Raw genomic sequence first — 20,709 nt, forward strand, 5'->3', positions numbered from 1 at the left:
CGTGTCAGCCACCGAACAGAAAGCCGAGGAGCCATGACGTCGCCCGCGCCCGCACGTCCCGCAACCGGACGCTGGATCGAGGACTGGGACCCCGAGAACGAGGAGTTCTGGCAGCGCACCGGAAAGCGGATCGCCCGCCGCAACCTGGTCCTCTCGGTCCTCTCCGAGCACATCGGCTTCTCGGTCTGGAGCATGTGGTCCGTCCTCGTGCTCTTCATGTCGCCCGCGATCGGCCTGGGCTTCACCCCCGCCGAGAAGTTCCTCCTCGTCGTCGTCCCCACCCTCGTCGGCGCCGCCCTGCGGCTGCCCTACAGCCACGCGGTCACCCGCTTCGGCGGCCGCAACTGGACCGTCTTCGCCTCCGGGATCCTGCTCGTCCCCGCCCTGGCCGCCCTGTGGTTCGTCCAGCGGCCCGGCACCCCCCTGTGGGTGTTCCTGCTGATCGGAGCGGCCGGCGGAGTCGGCGGCGGCAACTTCGCCTCCTCGATGACCAACATCACCGCCCTCTTCCCGCAACGCCACCAGGGCTGGGCCCTCGGCATCAACGCGGGCGGCGGCAACCTGGGCGTCGCCGCCATCCAGCTGATCGGCCTCCTCGTCATCGCCACCGCCGGCAGCACCCACCCCGCGTACGTCATCGCCGTCTACATCCCGCTGATCGCGCTGGCCTCGCTCCTCGCCGCCTGGAAGATGGACAACTTCACGGCCGTCCGCAGCGCCCCCGGCGCCCAACGCGAGGCCGCCCGCAACCCGCACACCTGGTGGATATCCCTCCTCTACGTCGGCACCTTCGGCTCCTTCATCGGCTACGGCTTCGCCTTCGGCCTCGTCCTGCAGAGCCAGTTCGGCGCCACCCCCCTCCAGTCCGCCTCCTACACCTTCCTCGGCCCGCTCCTCGGCTCCCTGTTCCGGCCGCTCGGCGGACTCCTCTCCGACCGGTGGGGCGGCGCCCGGGTCACCCTGCTCACCTTCCTGGCGATGGCCGCCGGCACCGGCGTCCTGCTCACCGCCTCCGCGAACGGCTCGTACGGACTGTTCGTCGGCGGGTTCACCGCCCTGTTCGTCCTGACCGGCATCGGCAACGGCTCCACCTACAAGCTGATCCCCGCCGTCTTCGCCCGGCAGGCCCAGGAACAGGTCACCTCCGGCCAGGACGCGGAGGCCGCCTTCGCCCGGGCCCGCCGGCTCTCCGGCGCGGTCATCGGCATCGCCGGCGCCGTCGGCGCCCTCGGCGGGGTCGGCGTCAACCTGGTCTTCCGCAGCGCCTACAGCGGGCCCGAACCCTCCGGCGAACCGGCCTTCCTCGCCTTCCTCGGCTTCTACGTGGTCTGCGTGCTGGTCACCTGGACGGTCTACCTGCGCCGCAGCGCCCCGGCCGGAACCCCCGGCGGCGGCCGTCCGCGCGCCGCGACCGCCGAGCCGGCCCGAGCGGAGGCCACCCGTGTCTGAGACCGCCACCGCCACCGCCACCGCCACCGCCACCGTCGCCACCACCGCGACTGTCACCACCCACTGCCCCTACTGCGCCCTCCAGTGCGGCACCCGGCTCACCCGCGACACCAGCCACGACGGCGGCCAGGACGCCGGCCGGGACGCCGGCCGCACCGGCGCCCGCACCACCGTCCGCCCCGACCCGGCCTTCCCCGTCAACCAGGGCGGCCTGTGCCAGAAGGGCTGGACCGCCCCCGCCCTCCTCGACACCCCCGGCCGCATCACCCGCCCGCTCGTCCGCGGCGCCGACGGCGAACTCGCCCCCACCGACTGGGACACCGCCCTCGACCTGATCGCCGGCCGGCTGCGGACGCTCCGCGACGAGCACGGCCCCGACGCGGTCGGCGTGTTCGGCGGCGGCGGCCTCACCAACGAAAAGGCCTACCAGCTCGGCAAGTTCGCCCGCGTCGCCCTCGGCACCAGCCAGATCGACTACAACGGCCGGTTCTGCATGTCCTCGGCGGCCGCCGCCGGTTCGGCGGCCTTCGGCCTCGACCGCGGCCTGCCCTTCCCCGTCACCGACCTCGCCTCCGCCGACGTCGTCCTGCTCGCCGGCGCCAACCCGGCCGAGACCATGCCCCCGCTGATGCGCCACCTGAACCGGGCCCGGCTGATCGTCATCGACCCGCGCCGCACCCCCACCGCCGAGACCGCCGCCCTACACCTCCAACCCACCCCCGGCACCGACCTCGCCCTCGCCCTCGGCCTGCTGCACCTGGCCGTCACCGAGGGCCACACCGACCGGGAGTACCTCGACAAGCGCACCACCGGCTTCGAAGCCGCCTGGCGGCGGGCCGCCGCCTGGTGGCCCGAGCGGGTCGAACGCGTCACCGGAGTCCCCGTCGCCGAGATGCGCGAGGCGGTCGCCCTCCTGGCCGGCGCCGAGCGGGCGTACGTCCTGACCGGGCGCGGCGCCGAACAGCACAGCAAGGGCACCGACACCGTCGCCGCGTTCATCAACCTCGCCCTCACCCTCGGCCTGCCCGGCCGCGAGGGCAGCGGCTACGGCTGCCTCACCGGCCAGGGCAACGGCCAGGGCGGCCGCGAACACGGCCAGAAGGCCGACCAGCTCCCCGGCTACCGGATGCTCACCGACCCCGAGGCCCGCGCCCACGTCGCCGCCGTCTGGGGCGTCGACCCCGACACCCTGCCCGGCCCCGGCCGCAGCGCCTACGAACTCCTCGACGCCCTCGGCACCGGCGGCGGGCCCCGCGCCCTGCTCGTCTTCGGCTCCAACCCGGTGGTCTCCGCACCCCGCGCGGCCCGCATCGCCGACCGGCTGGCCTCGCTCGACCTGCTCGTCGTCGCCGACTTCGTACCCTCCGAGACCGCCGAGATGGCCGACGTCGTCCTCCCCGTCACCCAGTGGGCGGAGGAAGAGGGCACCATGACCAGCCTCGAAGGCCGCGTCCTGCGCCGCCGCCGGCTCCTCACCCCGCCCGGCGAGGCCCGCAGCGACCTGGAGGTGCTCCGCGGCCTCGCCGTCCGGCTCGGCCAGGACCCCGACCGCTTCCCCGCCGCACCGCGCGAGGTCTTCGACGAGCTGCGCCGGGCCTCCCGCGGCGGGCGCGCCGACTACTCCGGCATCAGCTACGAGCGGCTCGACGCCGGCGAAGCCCTGCACTGGCCCTGCCCCGCGACCCCCGACGGGACCGCCCCGCACCCCGGGACACCGCGGCTGTTCCTCGACGCCTTCGCCCACCCCGACGGCCTCGCCCGGTTCGCCGAGGTCGAGCACCGCGACGCCGCCGAGACCCCCGACCCCTCCTACCCGCTGTACGCCACGACCGGCCGGGTCCTCGCCCAGTACCAGTCGGGCGCCCAGACCCGCCGGGTCCCCGAACTCTCGGCCGCCGCCCCGGAGGCCTTCGTCGAGATCCACCCCGACACCGCCGCCCGGCTCGGCCTGACCGAGGGCGCGGCCGCCGAGGTCGCCTCCGCCCGCGGCAGCACCACCGCCCGGGTCCGGCTGGTGCCCTCGCTGCGCACCGACACGGTGTTCCTGCCGTTCCACTTCGCGGGGGCCGGACGCGCCAACCTGATCACCTCGGACGCCCTCGACCCGCGCAGCCGGATGCCCGAGTTCAAGGTGTGCGCGGTCCGGGTCGGGCCCGCCCCCGAAGCCGCCGGCCTCGACGCCACCGCCCCCGAAGCCGCCGCCGAAGCCACCGTCCGCGACGACGCCGGAGCCGGGCTGTGAGCGCGGGCGAGGTGCTGGTCGTCGGCGGCGGCAGCGCCGCCCACCGGCTCGCGGAGCGGCTGCACCACCACGGCCACCGCGGCGGGGTGACGGTGCTCGGCGCCGAACCGCGGGCCCCCTACCACCGGGTGCTGCTGGGCTCCGTCCTCGACGGCACCCTGCCCGCCGCCGCCCTCGCCCTGCCCGAACTGCCCGGGGACGTACGCGTGCGCACCGGGACCACCGTGACCCGCATCGACCGCCGGCGGCGCCTCGCGTACGCCGACGACGGCTCGGCCCACCGCTACGACACGCTGGTCCTGGCCACCGGCGCCCGCCCGAGCGTCCCCCGGATCCCGGGACTGCCCCGGCCCGGCGGCACCGAGGGCGTCCTGGCCCTGCGCACCCTCGCCGACGCCGAACACGTACTGCGGGCCGCGCCCGACGCCCGCCGCACCGTCGTCCTGGGCGCCGGACTGCTCGGCGTCGAGGCGGCCGCCGCCCTGCGCCGGGCCGGCCACGAGGTGGCCCTCGTCCACCGCGGGCCGCACCTCCTGCACCGGCACGTCGACGCCACCGCCGGCGACCTGCTCGGCCTGCACCTGGCCGAGCAGGGCGTCGAGCTCCACACCGGCCGCCGCGCCGCCGGGTACTGCTCCGGCAAACTCACCCTGGACGACGGCAGCGTGCTGGCCGCGGACACCCTGCTGCTGTGCACCGGGGCCGTGCCCGAGACGGAACTCGCCCGCCGGGCCGGGCTCACGGTCCGCTCCCGGATCGTCGTCGACGGCCGGCTGCGCACCGACGACCCGCGGATCCACGCCATCGGCGACTGCGCGGAGCACCCCGGGGACACCGCCGGACACCTCGAACCCGCCTGGGAGCAGGCCGAGTCGCTGGCCCGGCAGCTGACCGGGACCGCCGCACCGGAACACCGCGGCACCCGTCAGATCACCCGCCTGCGGGCGCCCGGCATCGACCTGGTCCGGCTGGGCGGGGACCCGTCCCCGGCAGCCGAGGGCCCGGATCCGGCCGACGCCGAGGTGATCACGCTCACCGACCCGGCCCGCGGCCGCTACGCCCGCCTCACCCTGCACGACCAGCAGATCACCGGCGCCGTCCTGCTCGGCCTGCCGCGGGCCATCGCCGCCGTCAGCCGGCTGTACGAGCGGGGTCTGCCCGTACCGTCCGCCGGGCGGCTGGAGTTCCTGCTCGGCATCCCGCCGGCCGAGCCCGGCGCGGACGAACTCCCCGACGACGCCGTCGTCTGCCGCTGCAACAACGTCACCAAGCACGCCATCACCGAGGCCTGCCGGGCCGGCGCCGCCGACGTGGAACAGGTCGCCGCGGCGACCCGCGCCACCACCGGCTGCGGCGGCTGCACGAGCGCCGTGCGCTCGCTGTGCGGCCTGGTCCGACCCGGGAGCACCACGTCATGACGCACACACCCCGCACCCCCCGCACCCTCGTCCTCGCCGGCCACGGCATGGCCGGTCACCGCCTCGTGGAGGAACTGCGCGCCCTCGACCCGGCCGGGTCCTGGCGGGTCGTGGTCCTGGCCGAAGAACCCCGTCCCGCGTACGACCGGGTCGCCCTCTCCTCGTACCTCGACGGCCACAGCGCGACGGACCTCAGCCTTCCCGCACCCGGCCTGTTCACGGACCCGCGGGTGGAGGTACGGCTCGCCACGGCCGTCGCCTCCATGGACCGCGCCGCCCGTACGGTGACCACCACCGCCGGCGACACCATCGACTACGACGCCCTGGTCCTGGCCACCGGCTCCAAGCCGTTCATCCCGCCCGTACCGGGCCACGACCTGCCCGGCTGCTTCGCCTACCGCACCCTCACCGACCTCGACGCGATCCGCGCGGCGTCCCAGCCGGGCCGCCCCGGCGTGGTCATCGGCGGCGGCCTCCTCGGCCTGGAGGCGGCCAACGCACTCCGGCTGCTCGGCATGGAGCCGCACGTGGTCGAACTCGCCCCGCGACTGATGCCGCTCCAGGTCGACGCGGCCGGCGGGGACGTCCTCGGACAACGGATCGCGGAGCGCGGACTCCACGCCCACTGCGGGGTCGCGACCGCATCGGTCCAGGCCGGCCCGGACGGCCGGGCCGCAGCGGTGACCCTGGCGGACGGCACCGTCCTCGAAGCCTCCGTGGTGATCTTCTCGGCGGGTGTACGCCCCCGCGACGAACTGGCCGCCCCGGCCGGCCTGGACACGGGCGAACGCGGCGGCTTCCGGGTGGACCCCCTGTGCCGCACGGCCGACGACCACATCTGGGCGATCGGCGAGTGCGCGGCCGTCTCGGGCCGCTGCTACGGCCTGGCCGCACCCGGCTACCGCATGGCCGAATCGGTGGCCCGGCAACTCCTCGACCTGCCCTCGGCCCCCTTCGAACAGGCGGACATGTCAACGAAGCTGAAGCTCCTCGGGGTGGAGGTGGCAAGCTTCGGCGACGCCCACGCCGGCACCGCGGGCTCCCTCGAACTGAGCCGCCTGGACGAGGCGCAGGGCACATACGCGAAGCTCGTCCTGGACGCCGACTGCCGCACCCTCCTGGGCGGCATCCTGGTCGGCGACGCCCAGGCCTACACCGACCTCCTCCCCTTCGTGGGCCGCCCGGCCCCCTCGACCGCCCACCGCCTCCTGTCCCCGACGCCCTGACCCGCGGCACCGGAGCCGCAGCCAGGATCGCCGTACACATGGACGTACAGATCGGGCCGAGCACCGGACGCCGAGAACGGGCTGATCGTCACGTACACCTCGGTGTGGATAGCGCGCTGACAGCGCGCACAGACCCGCTCGCCGCTCACGCGGCCCCGACCCGGGACAGCAGCGCGTGCAGCCGCCGCAGCACACGGGCCAGCGCACGGGCGTGCGTCCACCGCCCGAACGGCGACTCGGCCGGCCCTTCGCGCAGCAGGCTGTTCCACTCGTCCAGCACCCGGACCGCGTCCGCGCAGTCCATGGCCGCGGCCTCGGGGAACCACAGATCGCCGTACACCTGAAGGTCGACCGCGATCCCGGCGATCTCGCCGTCCGCCGGCTTCTGCTCGAACGGGACGAGCGCCCGCGCGATCAACCGCGCCCCCGCGTCCAGCTCCGCCTGCTCGATACCCGCCATGTGTGCTCCTTGCCGTCGTCACCGGGTGTGATGGGTAGATGATGGTGAGGCGAGCTGATGGGCGGATAGGCCATCGCGTGGCCACGCGTGGCCACGTTGCGGCCACCGCTGGATACGGCCGCCACGGCGCCTCAGAGTGGGCTCATGAGCCACCGCAACGATGCGTTGAGGGCAGCCCGGCTCCGGGTCGGCTGGCGCACCATGGAAGCCGCTGCTGCGCAGCTCACGCAGCGCGGTCAACGACTCCTCGATGACGTCCACTTCACTGTCAGTTCCCGGACATGGCGCCGGTGGGAGGGCGCGCGGCCCGGATGGCCGCCGGAAGAGACCGCGATCGTGCTGCACGATGCGCTCGGACGGTGGCCGGAGGACCTCGGATTCACGGCGTCCCACGGGTGGATGCGCCCTGAGAGACACCAAGAGGAAGACGTGAAGCGCAGGACCTTCGTCTCCGTCACAGCGGCAGCCCTCATGCCCGGCCCGACCGCCCCGCAGTACGTCGACCCCGCACTGGTCACCTACTTCCAGGAACAGTTGGAGGGGCACTACCGCGCGGACATGCTTCTCGGCCCGCACGACCTGATCGGAACCGTGTCCGCCCAGTACCAGCTGATCGACAAGTTGGTCAGGTCCGCGGAGGGGCGAACCCGCCAGGGTTTGCTCGGTGCCGGTGCCGCCTATGCGGCGCTCGTCGGCTGGCTGTACCAGGACGCTGGTGATCTCGGCGCGGCCGCGTTCTGGCGAGGGGTGACGCAGGAGATCGCGGCTCGCTCCCGAGACCCGCAGCTGATCGGCTACAGCCTCGTCAACCTGGCCCAAGTCCGTACGGACCTCGGTGACGGCCCCGGGGTCATCGACCTGTGCGAGGCGGCCTTGGAGGACTCCGACCGGCTCGTCCCCAAGGTGCGGATCATGGCCATGCAGCAGCAGGCCCATGGCGCCAGCCTCACTGGCGACCGGCAGGCCGTGGACCGGCTCATCGATACCGCCGGAAGGCTGCTCGGCAGGGTTGACGACCACCTCCCCTGGGGCAACGCATGCCGGCGGACGCCGGGCTACCTGGAGGTGCAGCGCGCCACCTGCTACGGCCGTCTCGGCCTGGGCAACGAGGCCGACAGCCTTTGGACTCAGCTCGTCGCCGATGTGCCGCCGACCGCCCGGCGGGATCGCGGCGTCTACCTCGGCCGCCACGCCGCAGCCGCGGCCTCAGCCCGAAAGCCCGACCACGCCGTCGAGATCGCGCGGGAGGCAGCGGACATCGCCATCGAAACCCGCTCCGCGCGCCTGGTCCGTGAACTGCATTACCTGAAGAGGACCATGACGCCATGGCAGGATGCGCCCGAAGGCCGGAACCTCGCCGAGGTACTGGCACCCGTGACCGTGGGGAGCTGACATGGGTGTACCGCAGCCGCTGTCCGACGAATCGATCGAACGGGAGCTGGCAGCCCTGCCGGGGTGGAAGCGGGAGGGCAACGAGATCACCCGGACCTACGAGATCCGCTACCACGCCGCGGTGGCCGCGATCGTCACGATCGCCGACAGGTCCCGGCGGATCCAGCACCACGCGGACCTCGACCTGCGGATCGACCACCTCCGGGCGGCCATCACGACGCACGACGCCGGCCATCGTCTGACCGCGGCCGACTTCAACCTCGCCCGCCGCATCGACGAAATCGTCGCCGCACACCAAGCCATCCCCCTGGACTGAGGGACGGCAAAGCCCACGCCCGGGCATGGCGGCGAACGGCCTTCGCTGTCGTGGTGGCGCGGGAGGCAGCCGTCATCGCTGTCCAGACCGTTCCACGCTCCTGGTCTGAACTGCATCTCCGGATCCGGAATGCCTAAAAAATTCGCGGGCGGCACCAAAGAGGCACCACCGACGAATCTCACGCCCGACCCTTGGTCGACTTCCGGAAAGCCGCGACCAAGACGCGATTATGTGACACTTCCCGAGCCTTCCCGCCTCGAAGGAATTTCACCTTGGCGAAGGCGAGGGCATAACAGCCACCAAGGAGGAAGGTGGCCGCATACTGCGCCCAGATATTGTCATGAAGCACCTGGTTCACCACAATAAGCAAAGCTGCCCAGAGGATAGTAAACACCGTCTTGGCCATGAGTTCACCTGTCTTACACGAGAGCGGCCAGGCAGCCGGTGGCGCCGGCGACGACCGTCTTGGAGGCTATATCCCTGGCGGTATCCTTGCTGACGAAGCGGCCGACGATCAGGGCGCCCGCCCCTCCGATACCGCCCTTGATGAGGCAGTTCTTCACCATGTCGTTCATCCTGACATTGCTCACCAGGTATTCGCAGTCCCGCTTGCTAATTGCAGCCGAGACAACGCTCGAGACAATCTTCTTCATTATCAAAATTCCCCGATTCAACTTTCGAGATGCGCCACTGGTCAGGCAGCGCCTCCTTGATCGCGAGAAATTTACCCACAGTCCACTAACCCAGGAACCCTGCTTGAGGGAATTTTGATCTTGATCAACTTCCGCCTTCGCGAACCCGCCAGCCGCAAGGCGCATTCCAGCCAGTTGGGAGAAATCAGGCCATACGCTCGACCGGAAATAACCGGTAATTCGCCGCGCCCGGTATATGACGGCGCCCTTCGGGTTCTGTGGGAACCCGAAGGGCGCGGGGATGGGCTCGTGGCGGGCGGCCGGGCCTGAATTCCGGCCGGGAGTGGTGCGCGGCGCTCCGGTGGGCGGCGTGGGCTCCGGTGGGGTGGAGGTCCACCGGTGGGGGCGGTGCGGTGCCGGTGGGGCGGGGCGGCCGAGCGGCGGGACGGGTGGGTCCGGGCGGGCCGGGCCGGTGTCAGACCGTCAGGCGGTCGCGGGGCTGGTCGGGGGTGCTGCCCGGCGCGGCAGCAGCCGCCGCGGCGGCGGCCTTGGCGGCCTTGGCCTTGCGGGAACTGGAGAAGCGGCGGGTCAGCGGGGCCTCGACCCAGGCGTAGAGGGCCCAGGAGAGGAGCACGCTGACGACCGCCTGGGCGGCGATCAGGGCGATGCCGACCGGGGTGGAGAAGAGCTCCTCGCCCAGCAGCTTCCTGGAGTAGGCCAGGACGATGTAGTGGACGAGGTAGAAGGCGAAGGAGATCTCGCCGAGCCAGATCATGAACCGGTTGTTGAACGGCGTCGGCTTGCTCTCGGCGTCGCGCGAGGCGAAGGCGGCGATCATCAGGACGATCGGGATGAGGGTCACCGCGCGCTGGGCGTACAGGTGCTCCACGTTCAGGGCGATCGCGTAGCTGACGGCGAGGAGGACGGCCGACGCGGTCATGCCGATGTTGCGCCAGCGGCCGGTCATCACGGCGCGGGCGACGAGGATGCCGAGCGCGAAGTCGAGCAGGCGCACGGGCGGCAGGACGTACGCGAACCAGTACTGCACGGTGGAGGTGCCGTCGGCGCCGGGCATCTGCATGCCGCCGCCGGGGATCACCGCGTAGGTCAGCGTCGGGGTGAGGAAGACGGCGGCCATGACGCCCGCGATCCAGAACTTCAGCTTCGCCGGGTCGATCTTCCTGATGAACAGGATGAGCAGCGGGAAGGCGAGGTAGAAGATCGCCTCGGCGCCGAGGGACCAGCTGGGCGGGTCCACGCTGAAGTTGGTCGCGAAGTCGGGCACCCACACCTGGAGCATGAACAGGTTGACCACGGCCTGCCAGGGCTCGGTCATGACCGCCGCGAACGTGACGAGGGCGAGCCCCCAGGTGATCACGTAGTTCGGGTAGATCTTGACGAAGCGGCGGCGCCAGAACGCGCGGAAGGTGTCCTTCTCGCGGGCCGACCAGGTCAGGACGAAGCCGCTGAGCACGAAGAAGAACGTGACGCCGAGGGCGCCGGCCTGCGAGACGTACGTGGCGAACTGGTCGTTCGCGGTGTTGCTCTCGAAGAGCCGGATCCACGGCACGCCGAGGGAGGCGTGGTAGAGGAAGACCAGGAGGGCCGCGGGGAAGCGGAGACCGGTCAGGGAGTCGAGCCTGGGCAGTCTCACAGGTCTGGAACCCTCCGTTCCATTCATGGACATGACAACGAGCTCCTTCTCGGGAAAGGGTGGTGCGGGCGGAGTGCGCGGGTCCGGGCCGCCGCGGCGGTCCGTACGGGCGCCGCGGGTACGGCCGGCCCGGACGCGCGAGTGCTTCACACGGGCTGTCTAGTCGCGGATGACGGTCTTGGTCCGCATCAGGAACTCGCCGAGGTAGCTGTCGTGCGGAACGCCCGGGCGGATCCAGTACGTCGGGTGGTCGCCCAGGTAGAGGTTGCTGACGGTCGGCTCCTGCAACAGCTCGTCGATGAGCTCCTCGTCCTTCGTGAACGCGGTCAGCACCAGCGAGTTGCGCAGCGGGCCGATGCCGTCCGCGGGCGACCACGGGGCCACCCACACGCAGGGGAAGGGCAGTTCGATGCCGGCCTGGTCGGCGTCCGGCCGGTCGAGCTGGTGCACCGAGGGGCGCAGGACGGCGCTGCCGTCGCCGAGCTCCTCCACGATGCCGTCGCCGCCGAGGTGCGCGGTGGTCCCCGCGGCCCGGGAGAGCAGGAACTTCTCCAGCTTGCGGGCACCCTCCACCGGCTGCACCGCCAGGACCGCCTTCTCGTCCTCCGGCGGCAGGCTCGGGATCTCCGCCAGCCGCTCGGCGATGGCCTGCGCGAGCGGCGCCGGGTCCCCGTCGATCAGCACGGTGGTGGCGTTGATGCAGGCCACACCGCCCTGGTGGCTGATGGAGTCCACGATGACGTCCAGGTGGTCCCGCCAGTCGACGTCGGCCGGGATCAGCATCTTCGAGCGGCCCGGGCCCTGCGGCAGCACGCGGGTCCCCGCGTACTTCCGCACGACCTCGTCGCCGCCGTAGACCAGCCCGTAGTCGGCGCTGCGCAGGATCTCGTCCGCCGCCTCGTAGTCCGTGGGCAGCAGCACGACCTGGTCGGTGCCGAAGCCGGCCTCCCGCAGCGCGGAGATCAGGCGGTGCGGGGTGAACGGCTCGCGCCGGGAGGGGCGTACGGCCACCCGGTAGCCCATGGCGAGGGCCTCGACCCACAGCGAGTGCGGGCCGGGGTGGTTGCCGGCGGCGTGCACCGCGAAGACGTCGCCCTTGCGGGTCCACACGGCGCTGCCGCGCCGGGTCCCCTCGTCCCGCCAGTCGTCCACGGCGCCGGTCGGCCGGGCCTGGTAGGCGGCGACCGGCGCCACCTCGGTGGCCTCGATGATGGCGGCGGTCGCCGCCTGCACGACGCCGATCGGCACGCCGGAGACGCGCGCGACGGTGCGCTCGTACTCGGCGAACGTGAGGCCGTCGATGGTCTCCTCGGCGAAGATGCGCCCCGCCCGGGCCAGCGCCTCGGTGCGCTCGGCGGTCGGCATCGTGCGGGCCTTGCGCAGGGCGTCCATCGCGCGGGTCACGAACAGCTTCGGGACCAGGCTGAGTTCGGCGACCGGCGCACCCGTCACGTCGGTGACGGTCATGCGCTTGCGCGCGCGGAAGGATCCGGCGGGCCCGAGCGCGTCGAGCGTGATCAGGCCGGCACTCATTAATAGACCCCTTCGATGACGGTCTCGTTGTCGAACTCCTGGACCGGGGCGATGTCCGCGACGGAGTCGCCGATCTGCCAGACGCCCTCGGGGGCCGGCACGCGGGTCGCGTAGTCGCGCTCCAGGTTGTTCGGCATGAACAGGCTCTTGCTGACGTGGTGCATGACGACCTGGCCGCGCTCGCCGTACGCGACGGTCTCGCGGGTCTCGGGGTCGACGACGTCGAAGACCATGTGCGGGGCGAACGGGTCGTAGATGCACGGGTCGTCGTCGGTCAGGCCCGGGCGCTCGCTCGCGTTGCCGAGGATCATCGTCGATCCGTAGCCGCTGTACAGGTGGGCCTTCGGGAAGACCTCGGTGCGGTACAGGTAGCGGGTGTCGGCGTCCATCTGCGTGCCGACCCAGTTGATCGCCTTGACCTTCTCGTCGATGAGCTTGGCCAGGTCGGGGCGGCGCGCGAGGCGCTCCAGCACCGGCGGGGTGCACATCAGGACGCCGATGTCCTGGGTCTGCAGCAGGAACCCCACCTGGTCGACGATGTGCTCGGCGTAGGCGCCGGCCTCGGCGGTCTTGCCGTCGGCGATGAGCTTCTTCACCCAGCGCGGGTCGAGGTCGACGGTGAAGGCGAGGCCGCCGCGGAAAGCGGTCTGCCGCTTGATCACGTCACCGACCATGTGCGGGCCGGTCGGGGCGACGACGAGCCAGTTCACGTCCTGCGGGACGCCGTGGCGGTCGAGCTGGCCGCTGCTCCAGGCGAGCAGGCGGTCCAGCCACTCCTTGAGCAGGACGATGCGCTTGGGCGCGCCGGTGGTGCCGCCGCTCTCGTAGACGCCGACGACGTCCGGCCGCTCGCCGTAGCCGCGGGGTATGAGGTCCTCGGCCCGGACGTCGCGCAGCTCGTTGGCCAGGTTCGGGAACTTCTTCAGGTCGTCGAATCCGCTGATGTCGGTCAGCGGGTCGAACCCGAGAGTTCCTGCGCGTTCCAGCCAGAACGGCGAACCCGTTTCCGGGGAGAAATGCCACCGCAGGGCGGCGCGCAGGAATTCGTCGGGGTCCGGCTGGGTGTCGAGTGGGAATTCCAGCAGGGGGTCAACGGTGGACACAATGCTCCTTCCGGGTACGGAGTAACGCCGTACTCTTCGCATCGTGCGCCGGTCCGCGGGAGCCGGTCCACGCAATTCGGCCGAGTCCGTCAACTGCCCGTGTCAGGCCAGGCGGACGCCCGCGGCCGGGTTCGCACCGTCGCCTTCGGGAAGCTCGTCTATTTCCATCCCGAAGTGGCTGCGGTACGCGTCGAGGAGGGCTTCGGGCGTCTGAAGCTCCTCGATCGTGCGCTCGCCGCCCTCGATCCTGACCAGGCGCTTGTCCTTCAGCGTGACCCGGCCGCCGTCGGCCAGCGGCAGGGAGCAGAACAGCTCCTGCAGGAACGGCGAGTCCGGGCTGCTGCGCCACCACCACAGGGTGGGCCCGAAGTCGGCGAGGCGGCAGGGCCGGTCGTCGACCCGGTAGAGCGGCCGGCCGTCGAGGGACACGTCGAAGCCGCCGGCCTCCGCCGGCGCCACCAGGTACCCGCCGTGCGGGTCCTGCTGCACGTCGGGGCCGTTCAGGCGGAGCGGGCGGCGGCTGTTGCGGCCGAAGCCGGCGTCCACCAGCCAGGGCTCGCCGTCCAGGGTGACGCGCAGCGCCAGGTGGCACATGGCCGGGCCCAGCCCGTCCGGCCGGTACACCCGGCCAGGGAGGACCTCGACGGCGTACCCGAGGGAGGTCAGGAGCACGCCGAAGGCGGAGTTGACCTCGTAGCAGCCGCCGCCGCGGCGCTGCCGCACGATCTTGTCGACGGCCTCCTCGCCGAGGTGGATCTCCCGGCCGAGGTGGTAGTCGATGTTTTCGAACGGAACGGACAGGACGTGCCGCTCCTGGAGGTGGGCGAGGCCCTCCAGATCGGCTTTACCGGGCCTCTTCGCGCCAATCCGATCGAGATATCCCGCCACTTCTGCGTCGTCCAGCATCGCATTCTCCTCGACCATTCGAACCGGGCAGCGTACGCCGAATGAAAATACACGGCCACCCGGAGCCGTCCCGTCGAGCTGACGGACAAAGCGGTACCTGACAGAGTGCCCCGTCGCTTGTTGCCGGCCCCTCGCGCGGTTACCAGCATCGGATGGTCCAGAGTCATCCGACGCGGCATTCGATCAGTCGGTGTGACTGCCCGCCCGCCGATGACGATGGAGAACTCACGGCCATGGCACCTTCCGCCGCCCACAGCCCTTCGCCGGAGACCGGGGACGTGCTGGCCCGCACCACCGCCGGCGTGGTCGCCGGCGAGCGCGCCGGACGGCTTTCCGTCTTCCGGGGCGTCCCGTACGCCCGACCTCCGGTCGGCGAGCTCCGCTTCGCCTCGCCGCGCCCGCCCGCCGCCTGGGACGGGGTGCGCGACGCGACCGCGTTCGCGCCCGAATCGCTCCAGCCGATCATCCGGGACAGCTCCGAGGACTCCCTGTACGCCAACGTCTGGACGCCGGGCACCGGCGCGGACGACGCCCGCCCGGTCCTCGTCTACATCCACGGCGGCGGCTGGATGGTCGGCGGCGGCAGCCTGCCCGTGTACGACGGGGCGCGCCTGGCCGACCGCGGCGACCTGGTCGTCGTCACCTTCAACTACCGCCTCGGCGCGCTCGGGTTCGGCCTCCACGAGGAGTTCACCGACCCGGAGACGGGCGGCTTCGCCAACTGGGGCCTGCAGGACCAGGCGGCGCTGCTGCGCTGGGTGCACGCCAACGCGGCCGCGTTCGGCGGCGACCCCGACAACATCACCGTCGCCGGCACCTCGGCCGGCGGATCGAGCACCTGGCAGCTCGCCCTGCTGCCCGAACTGCGCGACATCATCCGTCGGATCGTCCCGATCAGCGTCTGCCACGTGTGGGACCCGTCCACCTCACTGACCCCGGCCGACGCCCGCACCGCGTACGAGTCCCTCGCCCGCCGGTTCGGCACGACCGTGCCGGGGCTGCGCGAGGTCCCCGCCAAGGACCTCATGTACGCCTGGGAGGAGCTGTTCGGCGGGCTGCCCGGCGACCGCGCGATCGGCAGCGGCCGCGAGTTCCGCGGCCCCGTCGTCGACGGCCGCTGGATGAGCGCCTTCGACTGGGAACTGCCCACCCCCGAGGTCCCGGTGATGGCGGTCCACACCCGCACCGAGGGCTCGTTCTACACCGGCCCCTGCCCGCCGCAGCCGACCCCGACCCCGCCGCCCGCCGACTCGGCCGAGCTGCGCGAGGCCGTGCGGGGCGTGCTGGACAAGGGCGCGGCCAAGGTGACCGACGAGCTGGTGGACGCCTGCATCGCCGCGTACCGGGAGGCCGCCGAGACCGAGGGGCTCCCGCAGGACCCGCTGTCGCTGTGGACGGAGGTCTGGGGCGACGCGCTGTTCCGCTACCAGATCGTGCGGCTGTCCGAGCGGCACGCCCGGCACGGGAGGACCCCGCAGTACGTGATGGAGTTCGCCCACCCCGTGCGCGCCCCGCACCACGGCACCCCGCACGAGGCGACCTCGCCGTTCCTGTTCGGCACGTACGCCGACACCGCCGCGATCGCCGCGACCTACCCGGTTCCGGAGACGACCCCCCTGTTCCACGACGGGCCCGTCGAGCGCACCGTGTCCGAGACCTTCATGGACCTGGTCGCCGCCTTCGCCCGCGACGGCGTGCCCGCCGGTCCCGGCCTGCCCGCGTGGCCGGTCTTCGACCCCGGCACGCCGAGCACGCTGGTCCTCGGCGGTGAGCGGATCACCGAGGTGGCCGGCACGTCCAAGGCCCGGCAACTGCGGTTCTGGGACGAGTCCGGCTGGGTCCCCCGCACCTGACCTGCCCGCGGTCGCCCTGCCGCCTCCCCGCAGGGCGGCCCCCGCCCCCGGTTACACGAATGAGGTTCTTGTCATGGCAACACTCGAAACACCCGCCGACACCGCGGACGCCGCGGTCGCCGGCGCGCCGCCGCAGACCGCGGAGCACACCCCGCTGAAGAGCTGGCTCGCCGTCGTATCCGTCGCCGTCGGCATCTTCACCCTGGTCACCGCCGAGCAGCTGCCGATCGGCCTGCTCACCTCGGTCGGCTCCGCCCTGAGCGTCTCCGAGGGCACCGCCGGCCTGATGGTGACCGTGCCCGGTCTGGTCGCGGCGCTGTCCGCGCCGCTGATCCCGGTGGTCGTCGGGCGGATGGACCGCCGCTTCCTGCTGGTCGGGCTGATGACGGTGATGGCCGCCGCCAACCTGATCACCGTGCTCGCGCCGAACTTCGGGGTGCTGCTCGCCTCCCGCGTGCTCGTCGGCGTCACCATCGGCGGCTTCTGGGCCGTCGCGGGCGGTCTCGCCTTCCGCCTGGTCCAGCCGGCGGCGGTGCCCCGGGCCACCGCGCTCATCTTCGGCGGTGTGGCCGCCGCCAACGTCCTCGGCGTCCCCACCGGCACGCTGATCGGCGGCCTGGCCGGCTGGCGCACCGCGTTCGCCACGGTCGGCGTGCTCGCGTTCGCCGTCCTCGTCGCCCTGCTGGTGCTGCTGCCGAAGCTGCCCGCCACCAAGCCCGTCAGCGTGCGCGAGCTGATCGGCCAGTTCGGCAACCGCGGCGTGCGCGCCGGCATCATCGCCACCGCCCTGATCGTCACCGGCCACCTGGCCGCGTACACCTACGTCAGCCCCATGCTCCAGCAGCTCTCCGGCATCGACGAGGACCTGATCAGCGTCCTGCTGCTGGGCTTCGGCGTCGCCGGGATCATCGGCAACTTCGTCGCCGGCTCGGCCGTCTCGAAGAACCTGGGCCGCACCATGACGGTGATCATCGTGGCGCTGGCCGCCGCGATGCTGCTGTTCCCGCTGCTCGGCAAGAGCCAGGCCGGCGGCATCGCCCTGCTGGTCCTGTGGGGCCTGGCCTTCGGCGGCGTCTCCGTCAGCCTGCAGACCTGGATGCTGAAGTACGCGCCCGACGCGATGGAGGCCGCCTCCGCGCTGTGGGTGTCCGTCTTCAACCTGTCGATCGCGCTCGGCGCCCTCGTCGGCGGCCTGATCGTCGACAACGTGCAGCTGACCACCGTCGCCTGGATCGGCGGCGCAGTGGTCCTGCTGACCGCCCTCACCCTCCCCAGCCTGCGCGCCCCCGCCAAGGCAGCGCAGTGAGCCGCCCGTTACAGGAAGGAACCTCCGTGTCCGCCACCGACCTGTCCGCACTCGGCGCCGAGCTGCGCGGGCCGCTGCTGCTGCCCGGCACCGACGCGTACAAGGAGGAGACGCTCGGCTTCAACCGGATCCTGCCGGAGAACCGGCCCGCCGCCGTGGTCCTCGCCGACGGCACCGCCGACATCATCGCCGCCGTACGCTTCGCCGCCCGGGCCGGCCTCGCCGTCGCGGTCCAGGCGACCGGCCACGGCACCTCGCTGCCCGCCGACGGCGCGATCCTGATCAACACCCGGAACCTGACGGGCGTCCGGATCGACCCGCGCGCCCGCACCGCCCGCATCGAGCCCGGCGCCCAGTGGCGCCGCGTCATCGAGGAGGCGGCGGCCTTCGGCCTGGCCCCCCTCAACGGCGCCTCCCCGGGCGTCGGCGTGGTCTCGTACACCCTCGGCGGCGGCCTCGGCCCGCTGGGCCGCTCGTACGGCTTCTCCGCCGACCACGTGAAGAACGTCGACCTGGTCACCGCCGACGGCGAGCTGCGCTACGTCTCCCCCGAGGACCACCCGGACCTGTTCTGGGCGCTGCGCGGCGGCAAGGGCAACTTCGGCGTGGTCACCTCCATCGAGATCGGCCTCTTCCCCGTCTCCCGGCTCTACGGCGGCGGCCTCTTCCTGCCCGGCGAGCACATCGAGCAGATACTGCCGGCCTGGCGCGACTGGACGCGGACCCTCCCGGACGCGATGCAGTCCTCGATCGCCGTGATGCGCTTCCCCGACATCGACGTGCTGCCGGAGCCGGTCCGCGGCCGCTTCCTCGCGCACGTCCGGATCGCCTTCAACGGCACGAACGAGGAGGGCGAGGAACTCGTCCGCCCGCTGCGGGAGATCGTCCCGCCGGTCCTCGACACCGTCGGCGACATGCCCTACACCCGGGTCGCCGAGATCAACATGGACCCGACCGTGCCCGCCGTGTACTACGAGCGCTCCACCCGCATCCGGGAGCTGGACGACGCCGCCATCGCCACCCTGATCCCGCTGATCAAGGAGGGCGCGGACTCCGTCCGCCCCGGCGTCGAGCTGCGCCACCTGGGCGGCGCGCTGGGCCGGGAGCCCGAGCACCCCAACGCGCTGCCGCACCGCGACACCGCGTACACGCTGTTCGCCGGCGCCCCGGTGTGGCCCGAACACATCCAGGACGTACGGGAGTTCCAGGAACGGCTCATGGACACCATGGAGCCGTGGCGCATCGGCGGCCCGTTCCTCAGCTTCATCAGCGCCCTCGAATCCTCCGCCGAGCACCTGCGCTCGGCGTACGACGCGCAGACCTACGCCCGGCTCGTGGCCGTCAAGGACGCCCACGACCCGCAGAACCTGTTCCGGGTGAACCACAACATCCCGCCGACCGGCTGGCGTTCCCGATGACGGGGGGCGCGACGAACGAGGAGAGAAGAGACGACATGCTCAGCGAAGCGATGGTGGACGCGTACCTGGAGCGCATCGGCGCGCGCCGGCCGGAGCAGGCCGACATCCACGCGCTGCGGCACCTCCAGGAGCGCCACGTGCTGTCGGTCCCCTTCGAGAACATCGACTACCACGTGGAGGGCGCCGAGCTGAGCCTGGAGCGCGACTTCCTCTACGAGAAGATCGTCACCCGGCGGCGCGGCGGCGGCTGCTACGAGCTGAACCCGTCCTTCGGTCACCTGCTGGAGGCCCTCGGCTTCGCGGTGGAGATCCTCCCCGGGGCGGTCTTCCTCGGCGGCGAGTTCGGCGCCCCGCTGTGCCACCTGGCGCTGCGCGTCCACGTCGACGGCCAGGACTGGATGGTCGACGTGGGCTTCGGCAAGGGCAGCCGGTTCCCGCTGCCCATCGGCACGGACGAGGTGCAGAAGGACCCGCACGGCGACTTCCGCGTGCTGCAGCCCGCGGAGGGAGGCCTCCAGGTCGAGCTGGACGGTCAGGTCCAGTACCGGCTCGACGAGCGCCCGGTGCGGATCGCCGACTTCTATCCGACGCTGTGGTGGTACCGCACGGCGCCGGACTCGGTGTTCCTGCACAACCTCATCGCCTGCCAGCAGAACGAGGACGGCCGCGCCACCGTCAACGGCCGCGAACTGACCCTCACCACCGCGGACGGCAAGGAAACCGTCCTGCTGGCCGACGACGCGGCGCTGCGGGCCGCGTACGAGGAGCACTTCGGCATCGTGGTCGACACCATGCCGAAGCAGCCGGACGTCGACCCGGCGGTCCGCATCATCATGCAGATCGACTGACCGCGCCTTTTCTCCGCAGGTCCGGCCCCTGTGCCGCATCCCGTGTCCCGGGTGCGGCACAGGGGCCTTTTACGGGCCGGTACCGGCCGAGAATTCGACCTGACGGATCGGAAGCTGGTCCATACCGCACAGGAATTCGGCGGGCCATCATAGAAATTGAAGCCGCCGCGTTCACCCGCCGGCCCCGGTACCGAAAACCCCCCCGTTTCGAATTCATTGGGAGAAACTCACATGCGCAAGAGCACCCGTATCAAGGCCGCGGTATTCGCGGGTATCGCCGCGCTCGCCACCGCGACGGCCGTCACGGGCTCGGCGAACGCCGCGGTCGAGGGCGGCAGCGGCTGCCTGACCCTGCCCGGCAGCTGGCGGGTCGTGGACGACAACACCAAGGAGACCTTCCTCGGCAGCTACCACGGCAGCGCCACCGCCACGGCCGGCACCGTCAACTTCTCCTCGCCCAACAACACCACGACCGCCTCGCACGGCGAGTGGAAGCTGACCGGCTGCGGCACCTACTCGGACACCGACACCGCGCTGCTCATCGGCACCGACGGCAAGGCCAACTCCACCATCACCTTCAAGGCCAACATCACCGTCACCGGCCGCACCACCGCCAACTTCGACTTCGCCTACCAGATCCACCAGCTGGACGGCACCCTCGTCACCGGCGGCTCCTCCACCGGCAAGGGCTACCGCATCAACGTCCAGCCCCGCTGACCCACCGCTCCACCCGCCACGTCCCTTCCCCCTGTGGCGCCCGTACGGGCCCGGCGATCCCCCCGCCGGGCCCGTACGGCTTTCCCCCGACGGAAAACCCCGTACGGTCCTCCCCGCCCCGGCGGACGCACGGAGAACGGGGCCGGGGGGGGGGGGGGGGGGGGGGGGGGGGGGGGGGGGGGGGGGGGGGGGGGGGGGGGGGGGGGGGGGGGGGGGGGGGGGGGGGGGGGGGGGGG

At 72.2% G+C, this 20,709-nt stretch carries 18 protein-coding genes; 11 read left to right on the forward strand and 7 right to left on the reverse strand.

What is annotated here, in order from left to right:
- The first annotated feature begins 33 nt into the window (after positions 1 to 33).
- Genes ACZ4VL_RS32480 through ACZ4VL_RS32495 form a run of 4 tightly spaced genes read left to right on the forward strand, consistent with a single transcriptional unit; the run spans position 34 to position 6,335 of the window.
- Positions 34 to 1,449: an MFS transporter gene (locus ACZ4VL_RS32480; protein ID WP_468207219.1), complete on the forward strand. Its 1,416-nt coding sequence runs from the start codon at positions 34 to 36 to the stop codon at positions 1,447 to 1,449.
- Positions 1,442 to 3,691: a molybdopterin oxidoreductase family protein gene (locus tag ACZ4VL_RS32485; protein ID WP_468207222.1), complete on the forward strand. Its 2,250-nt coding sequence runs from the start codon at positions 1,442 to 1,444 to the stop codon at positions 3,689 to 3,691. Before ACZ4VL_RS32480 ends, ACZ4VL_RS32485 begins: the two co-directional genes overlap by 8 nt.
- Positions 3,688 to 5,109, forward strand: coding sequence for an FAD-dependent oxidoreductase (locus ACZ4VL_RS32490; protein ID WP_468207225.1), 1,422 nt, complete (start codon positions 3,688 to 3,690; stop codon positions 5,107 to 5,109). Before ACZ4VL_RS32485 ends, ACZ4VL_RS32490 begins: the two co-directional genes overlap by 4 nt.
- Positions 5,106 to 6,335: an FAD-dependent oxidoreductase gene (locus ACZ4VL_RS32495; protein ID WP_468207228.1), complete on the forward strand. Its 1,230-nt coding sequence runs from the start codon at positions 5,106 to 5,108 to the stop codon at positions 6,333 to 6,335. The genes ACZ4VL_RS32490 and ACZ4VL_RS32495 overlap by 4 nt, the downstream gene beginning before the upstream one ends.
- Positions 6,336 to 6,480: 145 nt before the next feature.
- Here ACZ4VL_RS32495 and ACZ4VL_RS32500 read toward each other — a convergent pair whose 3' ends face one another.
- On the reverse strand, positions 6,481 to 6,795 hold the full coding sequence (locus tag ACZ4VL_RS32500; protein WP_468207231.1) for a DUF6415 family natural product biosynthesis protein: 315 nt from the start codon (positions 6,793 to 6,795) through the stop codon (positions 6,481 to 6,483).
- A 144-nt stretch (positions 6,796 to 6,939) separates the two neighbouring features.
- On the opposite strand from ACZ4VL_RS32500, the gene ACZ4VL_RS32505 reads away from it, so the two are divergent.
- Positions 6,940 to 8,187, forward strand: coding sequence for a Twin-arginine translocation pathway signal (locus ACZ4VL_RS32505; RefSeq protein ID WP_468207234.1), 1,248 nt, complete (start codon positions 6,940 to 6,942; stop codon positions 8,185 to 8,187).
- A gap of 1 nt (position 8,188) precedes the next feature.
- Positions 8,189 to 8,503, forward strand: a complete 315-nt coding sequence (locus tag ACZ4VL_RS32510; protein WP_361097538.1) for a 4a-hydroxytetrahydrobiopterin dehydratase — start codon at positions 8,189 to 8,191, stop codon at positions 8,501 to 8,503.
- A gap of 178 nt (positions 8,504 to 8,681) precedes the next feature.
- On the opposite strand, the gene ACZ4VL_RS32515 is transcribed toward ACZ4VL_RS32510, so the two are convergent.
- The 6 genes from ACZ4VL_RS32515 to ACZ4VL_RS32540 all read right to left on the reverse strand — a co-directional run bounded on the left by ACZ4VL_RS32515 (position 8,682) and on the right by ACZ4VL_RS32540 (position 14,331).
- The gene (locus tag ACZ4VL_RS32515; protein WP_468207237.1) at positions 8,682 to 8,909 is read right to left on the reverse strand and encodes a hypothetical protein; all 228 of its coding nucleotides are present in this window, start codon (positions 8,907 to 8,909) and stop codon (positions 8,682 to 8,684) included.
- Between the two features lie 13 nt (positions 8,910 to 8,922).
- A complete protein-coding gene (locus ACZ4VL_RS32520) occupies positions 8,923 to 9,156 on the reverse strand; it encodes a hypothetical protein (RefSeq protein WP_468207240.1) in 234 nt (77 codons plus the stop codon).
- A 454-nt stretch (positions 9,157 to 9,610) separates the two neighbouring features.
- Entirely contained in the window at positions 9,611 to 10,789 is a 1,179-nt protein-coding gene (locus ACZ4VL_RS32525; protein WP_468207242.1) for an acyltransferase family protein, read from the reverse strand.
- A gap of 159 nt (positions 10,790 to 10,948) precedes the next feature.
- Entirely contained in the window at positions 10,949 to 12,322 is a 1,374-nt protein-coding gene (locus ACZ4VL_RS32530; protein WP_468207245.1) for an aldehyde dehydrogenase family protein, read from the reverse strand.
- The gene (locus ACZ4VL_RS32535; RefSeq protein WP_468207248.1) at positions 12,322 to 13,425 is read right to left on the reverse strand and encodes a phenylacetate--CoA ligase family protein; all 1,104 of its coding nucleotides are present in this window, start codon (positions 13,423 to 13,425) and stop codon (positions 12,322 to 12,324) included. The genes ACZ4VL_RS32530 and ACZ4VL_RS32535 overlap by 1 nt, the downstream gene beginning before the upstream one ends.
- A 102-nt stretch (positions 13,426 to 13,527) precedes the next feature.
- Positions 13,528 to 14,331 (reverse strand): arylamine N-acetyltransferase family protein, encoded by an 804-nt coding sequence (locus ACZ4VL_RS32540; RefSeq protein WP_468207251.1) that lies wholly within the window; start codon positions 14,329 to 14,331, stop codon positions 13,528 to 13,530.
- A 233-nt stretch (positions 14,332 to 14,564) separates the two neighbouring features.
- On the opposite strand from ACZ4VL_RS32540, the gene ACZ4VL_RS32545 reads away from it, so the two are divergent.
- The 5 genes from ACZ4VL_RS32545 to ACZ4VL_RS32565 all read left to right on the forward strand — a co-directional run bounded on the left by ACZ4VL_RS32545 (position 14,565) and on the right by ACZ4VL_RS32565 (position 20,473).
- Positions 14,565 to 16,184, forward strand: coding sequence for a carboxylesterase/lipase family protein (locus tag ACZ4VL_RS32545; protein WP_468207254.1), 1,620 nt, complete (start codon positions 14,565 to 14,567; stop codon positions 16,182 to 16,184).
- 73 nt (positions 16,185 to 16,257) lie between these two features.
- The gene (locus tag ACZ4VL_RS32550) at positions 16,258 to 17,490 is read left to right on the forward strand and encodes an MFS transporter (RefSeq protein ID WP_468207257.1); all 1,233 of its coding nucleotides are present in this window, start codon (positions 16,258 to 16,260) and stop codon (positions 17,488 to 17,490) included.
- 26 nt (positions 17,491 to 17,516) lie between these two features.
- Positions 17,517 to 18,908 carry an FAD-binding oxidoreductase gene (locus tag ACZ4VL_RS32555; protein WP_468207260.1) on the forward strand — a complete coding sequence of 464 codons (1,392 nt, stop codon included), beginning with the start codon at positions 17,517 to 17,519 and terminating at the stop codon, positions 18,906 to 18,908.
- A gap of 35 nt (positions 18,909 to 18,943) precedes the next feature.
- The gene (locus ACZ4VL_RS32560) at positions 18,944 to 19,756 is read left to right on the forward strand and encodes an arylamine N-acetyltransferase family protein (RefSeq protein WP_468207263.1); all 813 of its coding nucleotides are present in this window, start codon (positions 18,944 to 18,946) and stop codon (positions 19,754 to 19,756) included.
- 231 nt (positions 19,757 to 19,987) lie between these two features.
- Positions 19,988 to 20,473, forward strand: coding sequence for a hypothetical protein (locus ACZ4VL_RS32565; protein ID WP_361097569.1), 486 nt, complete (start codon positions 19,988 to 19,990; stop codon positions 20,471 to 20,473).
- The last annotated feature ends 236 nt before the right edge of the window (positions 20,474 to 20,709 follow it).

Source organism: Streptomyces sp. NPDC029014, from assembly GCF_055564695.1.

Coding starts and splice junctions, on each gene's coding strand:
- ACZ4VL_RS32480 (WP_468207219.1), top strand. CDS start 34: ATGACGTCGCCCGCGCCCGCACGTCCCGCAACCGGACGCTGGATCGAG.
- ACZ4VL_RS32495 (WP_468207228.1), top strand. CDS start 5,106: ATGACGCACACACCCCGCACCCCCCGCACCCTCGTCCTCGCCGGCCAC.
- ACZ4VL_RS32500 (WP_468207231.1), bottom strand. CDS start 6,795: ATGGCGGGTATCGAGCAGGCGGAGCTGGACGCGGGGGCGCGGTTGATC.
- ACZ4VL_RS32505 (WP_468207234.1), top strand. CDS start 6,940: ATGAGCCACCGCAACGATGCGTTGAGGGCAGCCCGGCTCCGGGTCGGC.
- ACZ4VL_RS32510 (WP_361097538.1), top strand. CDS start 8,189: ATGGGTGTACCGCAGCCGCTGTCCGACGAATCGATCGAACGGGAGCTG.
- ACZ4VL_RS32515 (WP_468207237.1), bottom strand. CDS start 8,909: ATGGCCAAGACGGTGTTTACTATCCTCTGGGCAGCTTTGCTTATTGTG.
- ACZ4VL_RS32520 (WP_468207240.1), bottom strand. CDS start 9,156: ATGAAGAAGATTGTCTCGAGCGTTGTCTCGGCTGCAATTAGCAAGCGG.
- ACZ4VL_RS32530 (WP_468207245.1), bottom strand. CDS start 12,322: ATGAGTGCCGGCCTGATCACGCTCGACGCGCTCGGGCCCGCCGGATCC.
- ACZ4VL_RS32540 (WP_468207251.1), bottom strand. CDS start 14,331: ATGCTGGACGACGCAGAAGTGGCGGGATATCTCGATCGGATTGGCGCG.
- ACZ4VL_RS32545 (WP_468207254.1), top strand. CDS start 14,565: ATGGCACCTTCCGCCGCCCACAGCCCTTCGCCGGAGACCGGGGACGTG.
- ACZ4VL_RS32550 (WP_468207257.1), top strand. CDS start 16,258: ATGGCAACACTCGAAACACCCGCCGACACCGCGGACGCCGCGGTCGCC.
- ACZ4VL_RS32560 (WP_468207263.1), top strand. CDS start 18,944: ATGCTCAGCGAAGCGATGGTGGACGCGTACCTGGAGCGCATCGGCGCG.
- ACZ4VL_RS32565 (WP_361097569.1), top strand. CDS start 19,988: ATGCGCAAGAGCACCCGTATCAAGGCCGCGGTATTCGCGGGTATCGCC.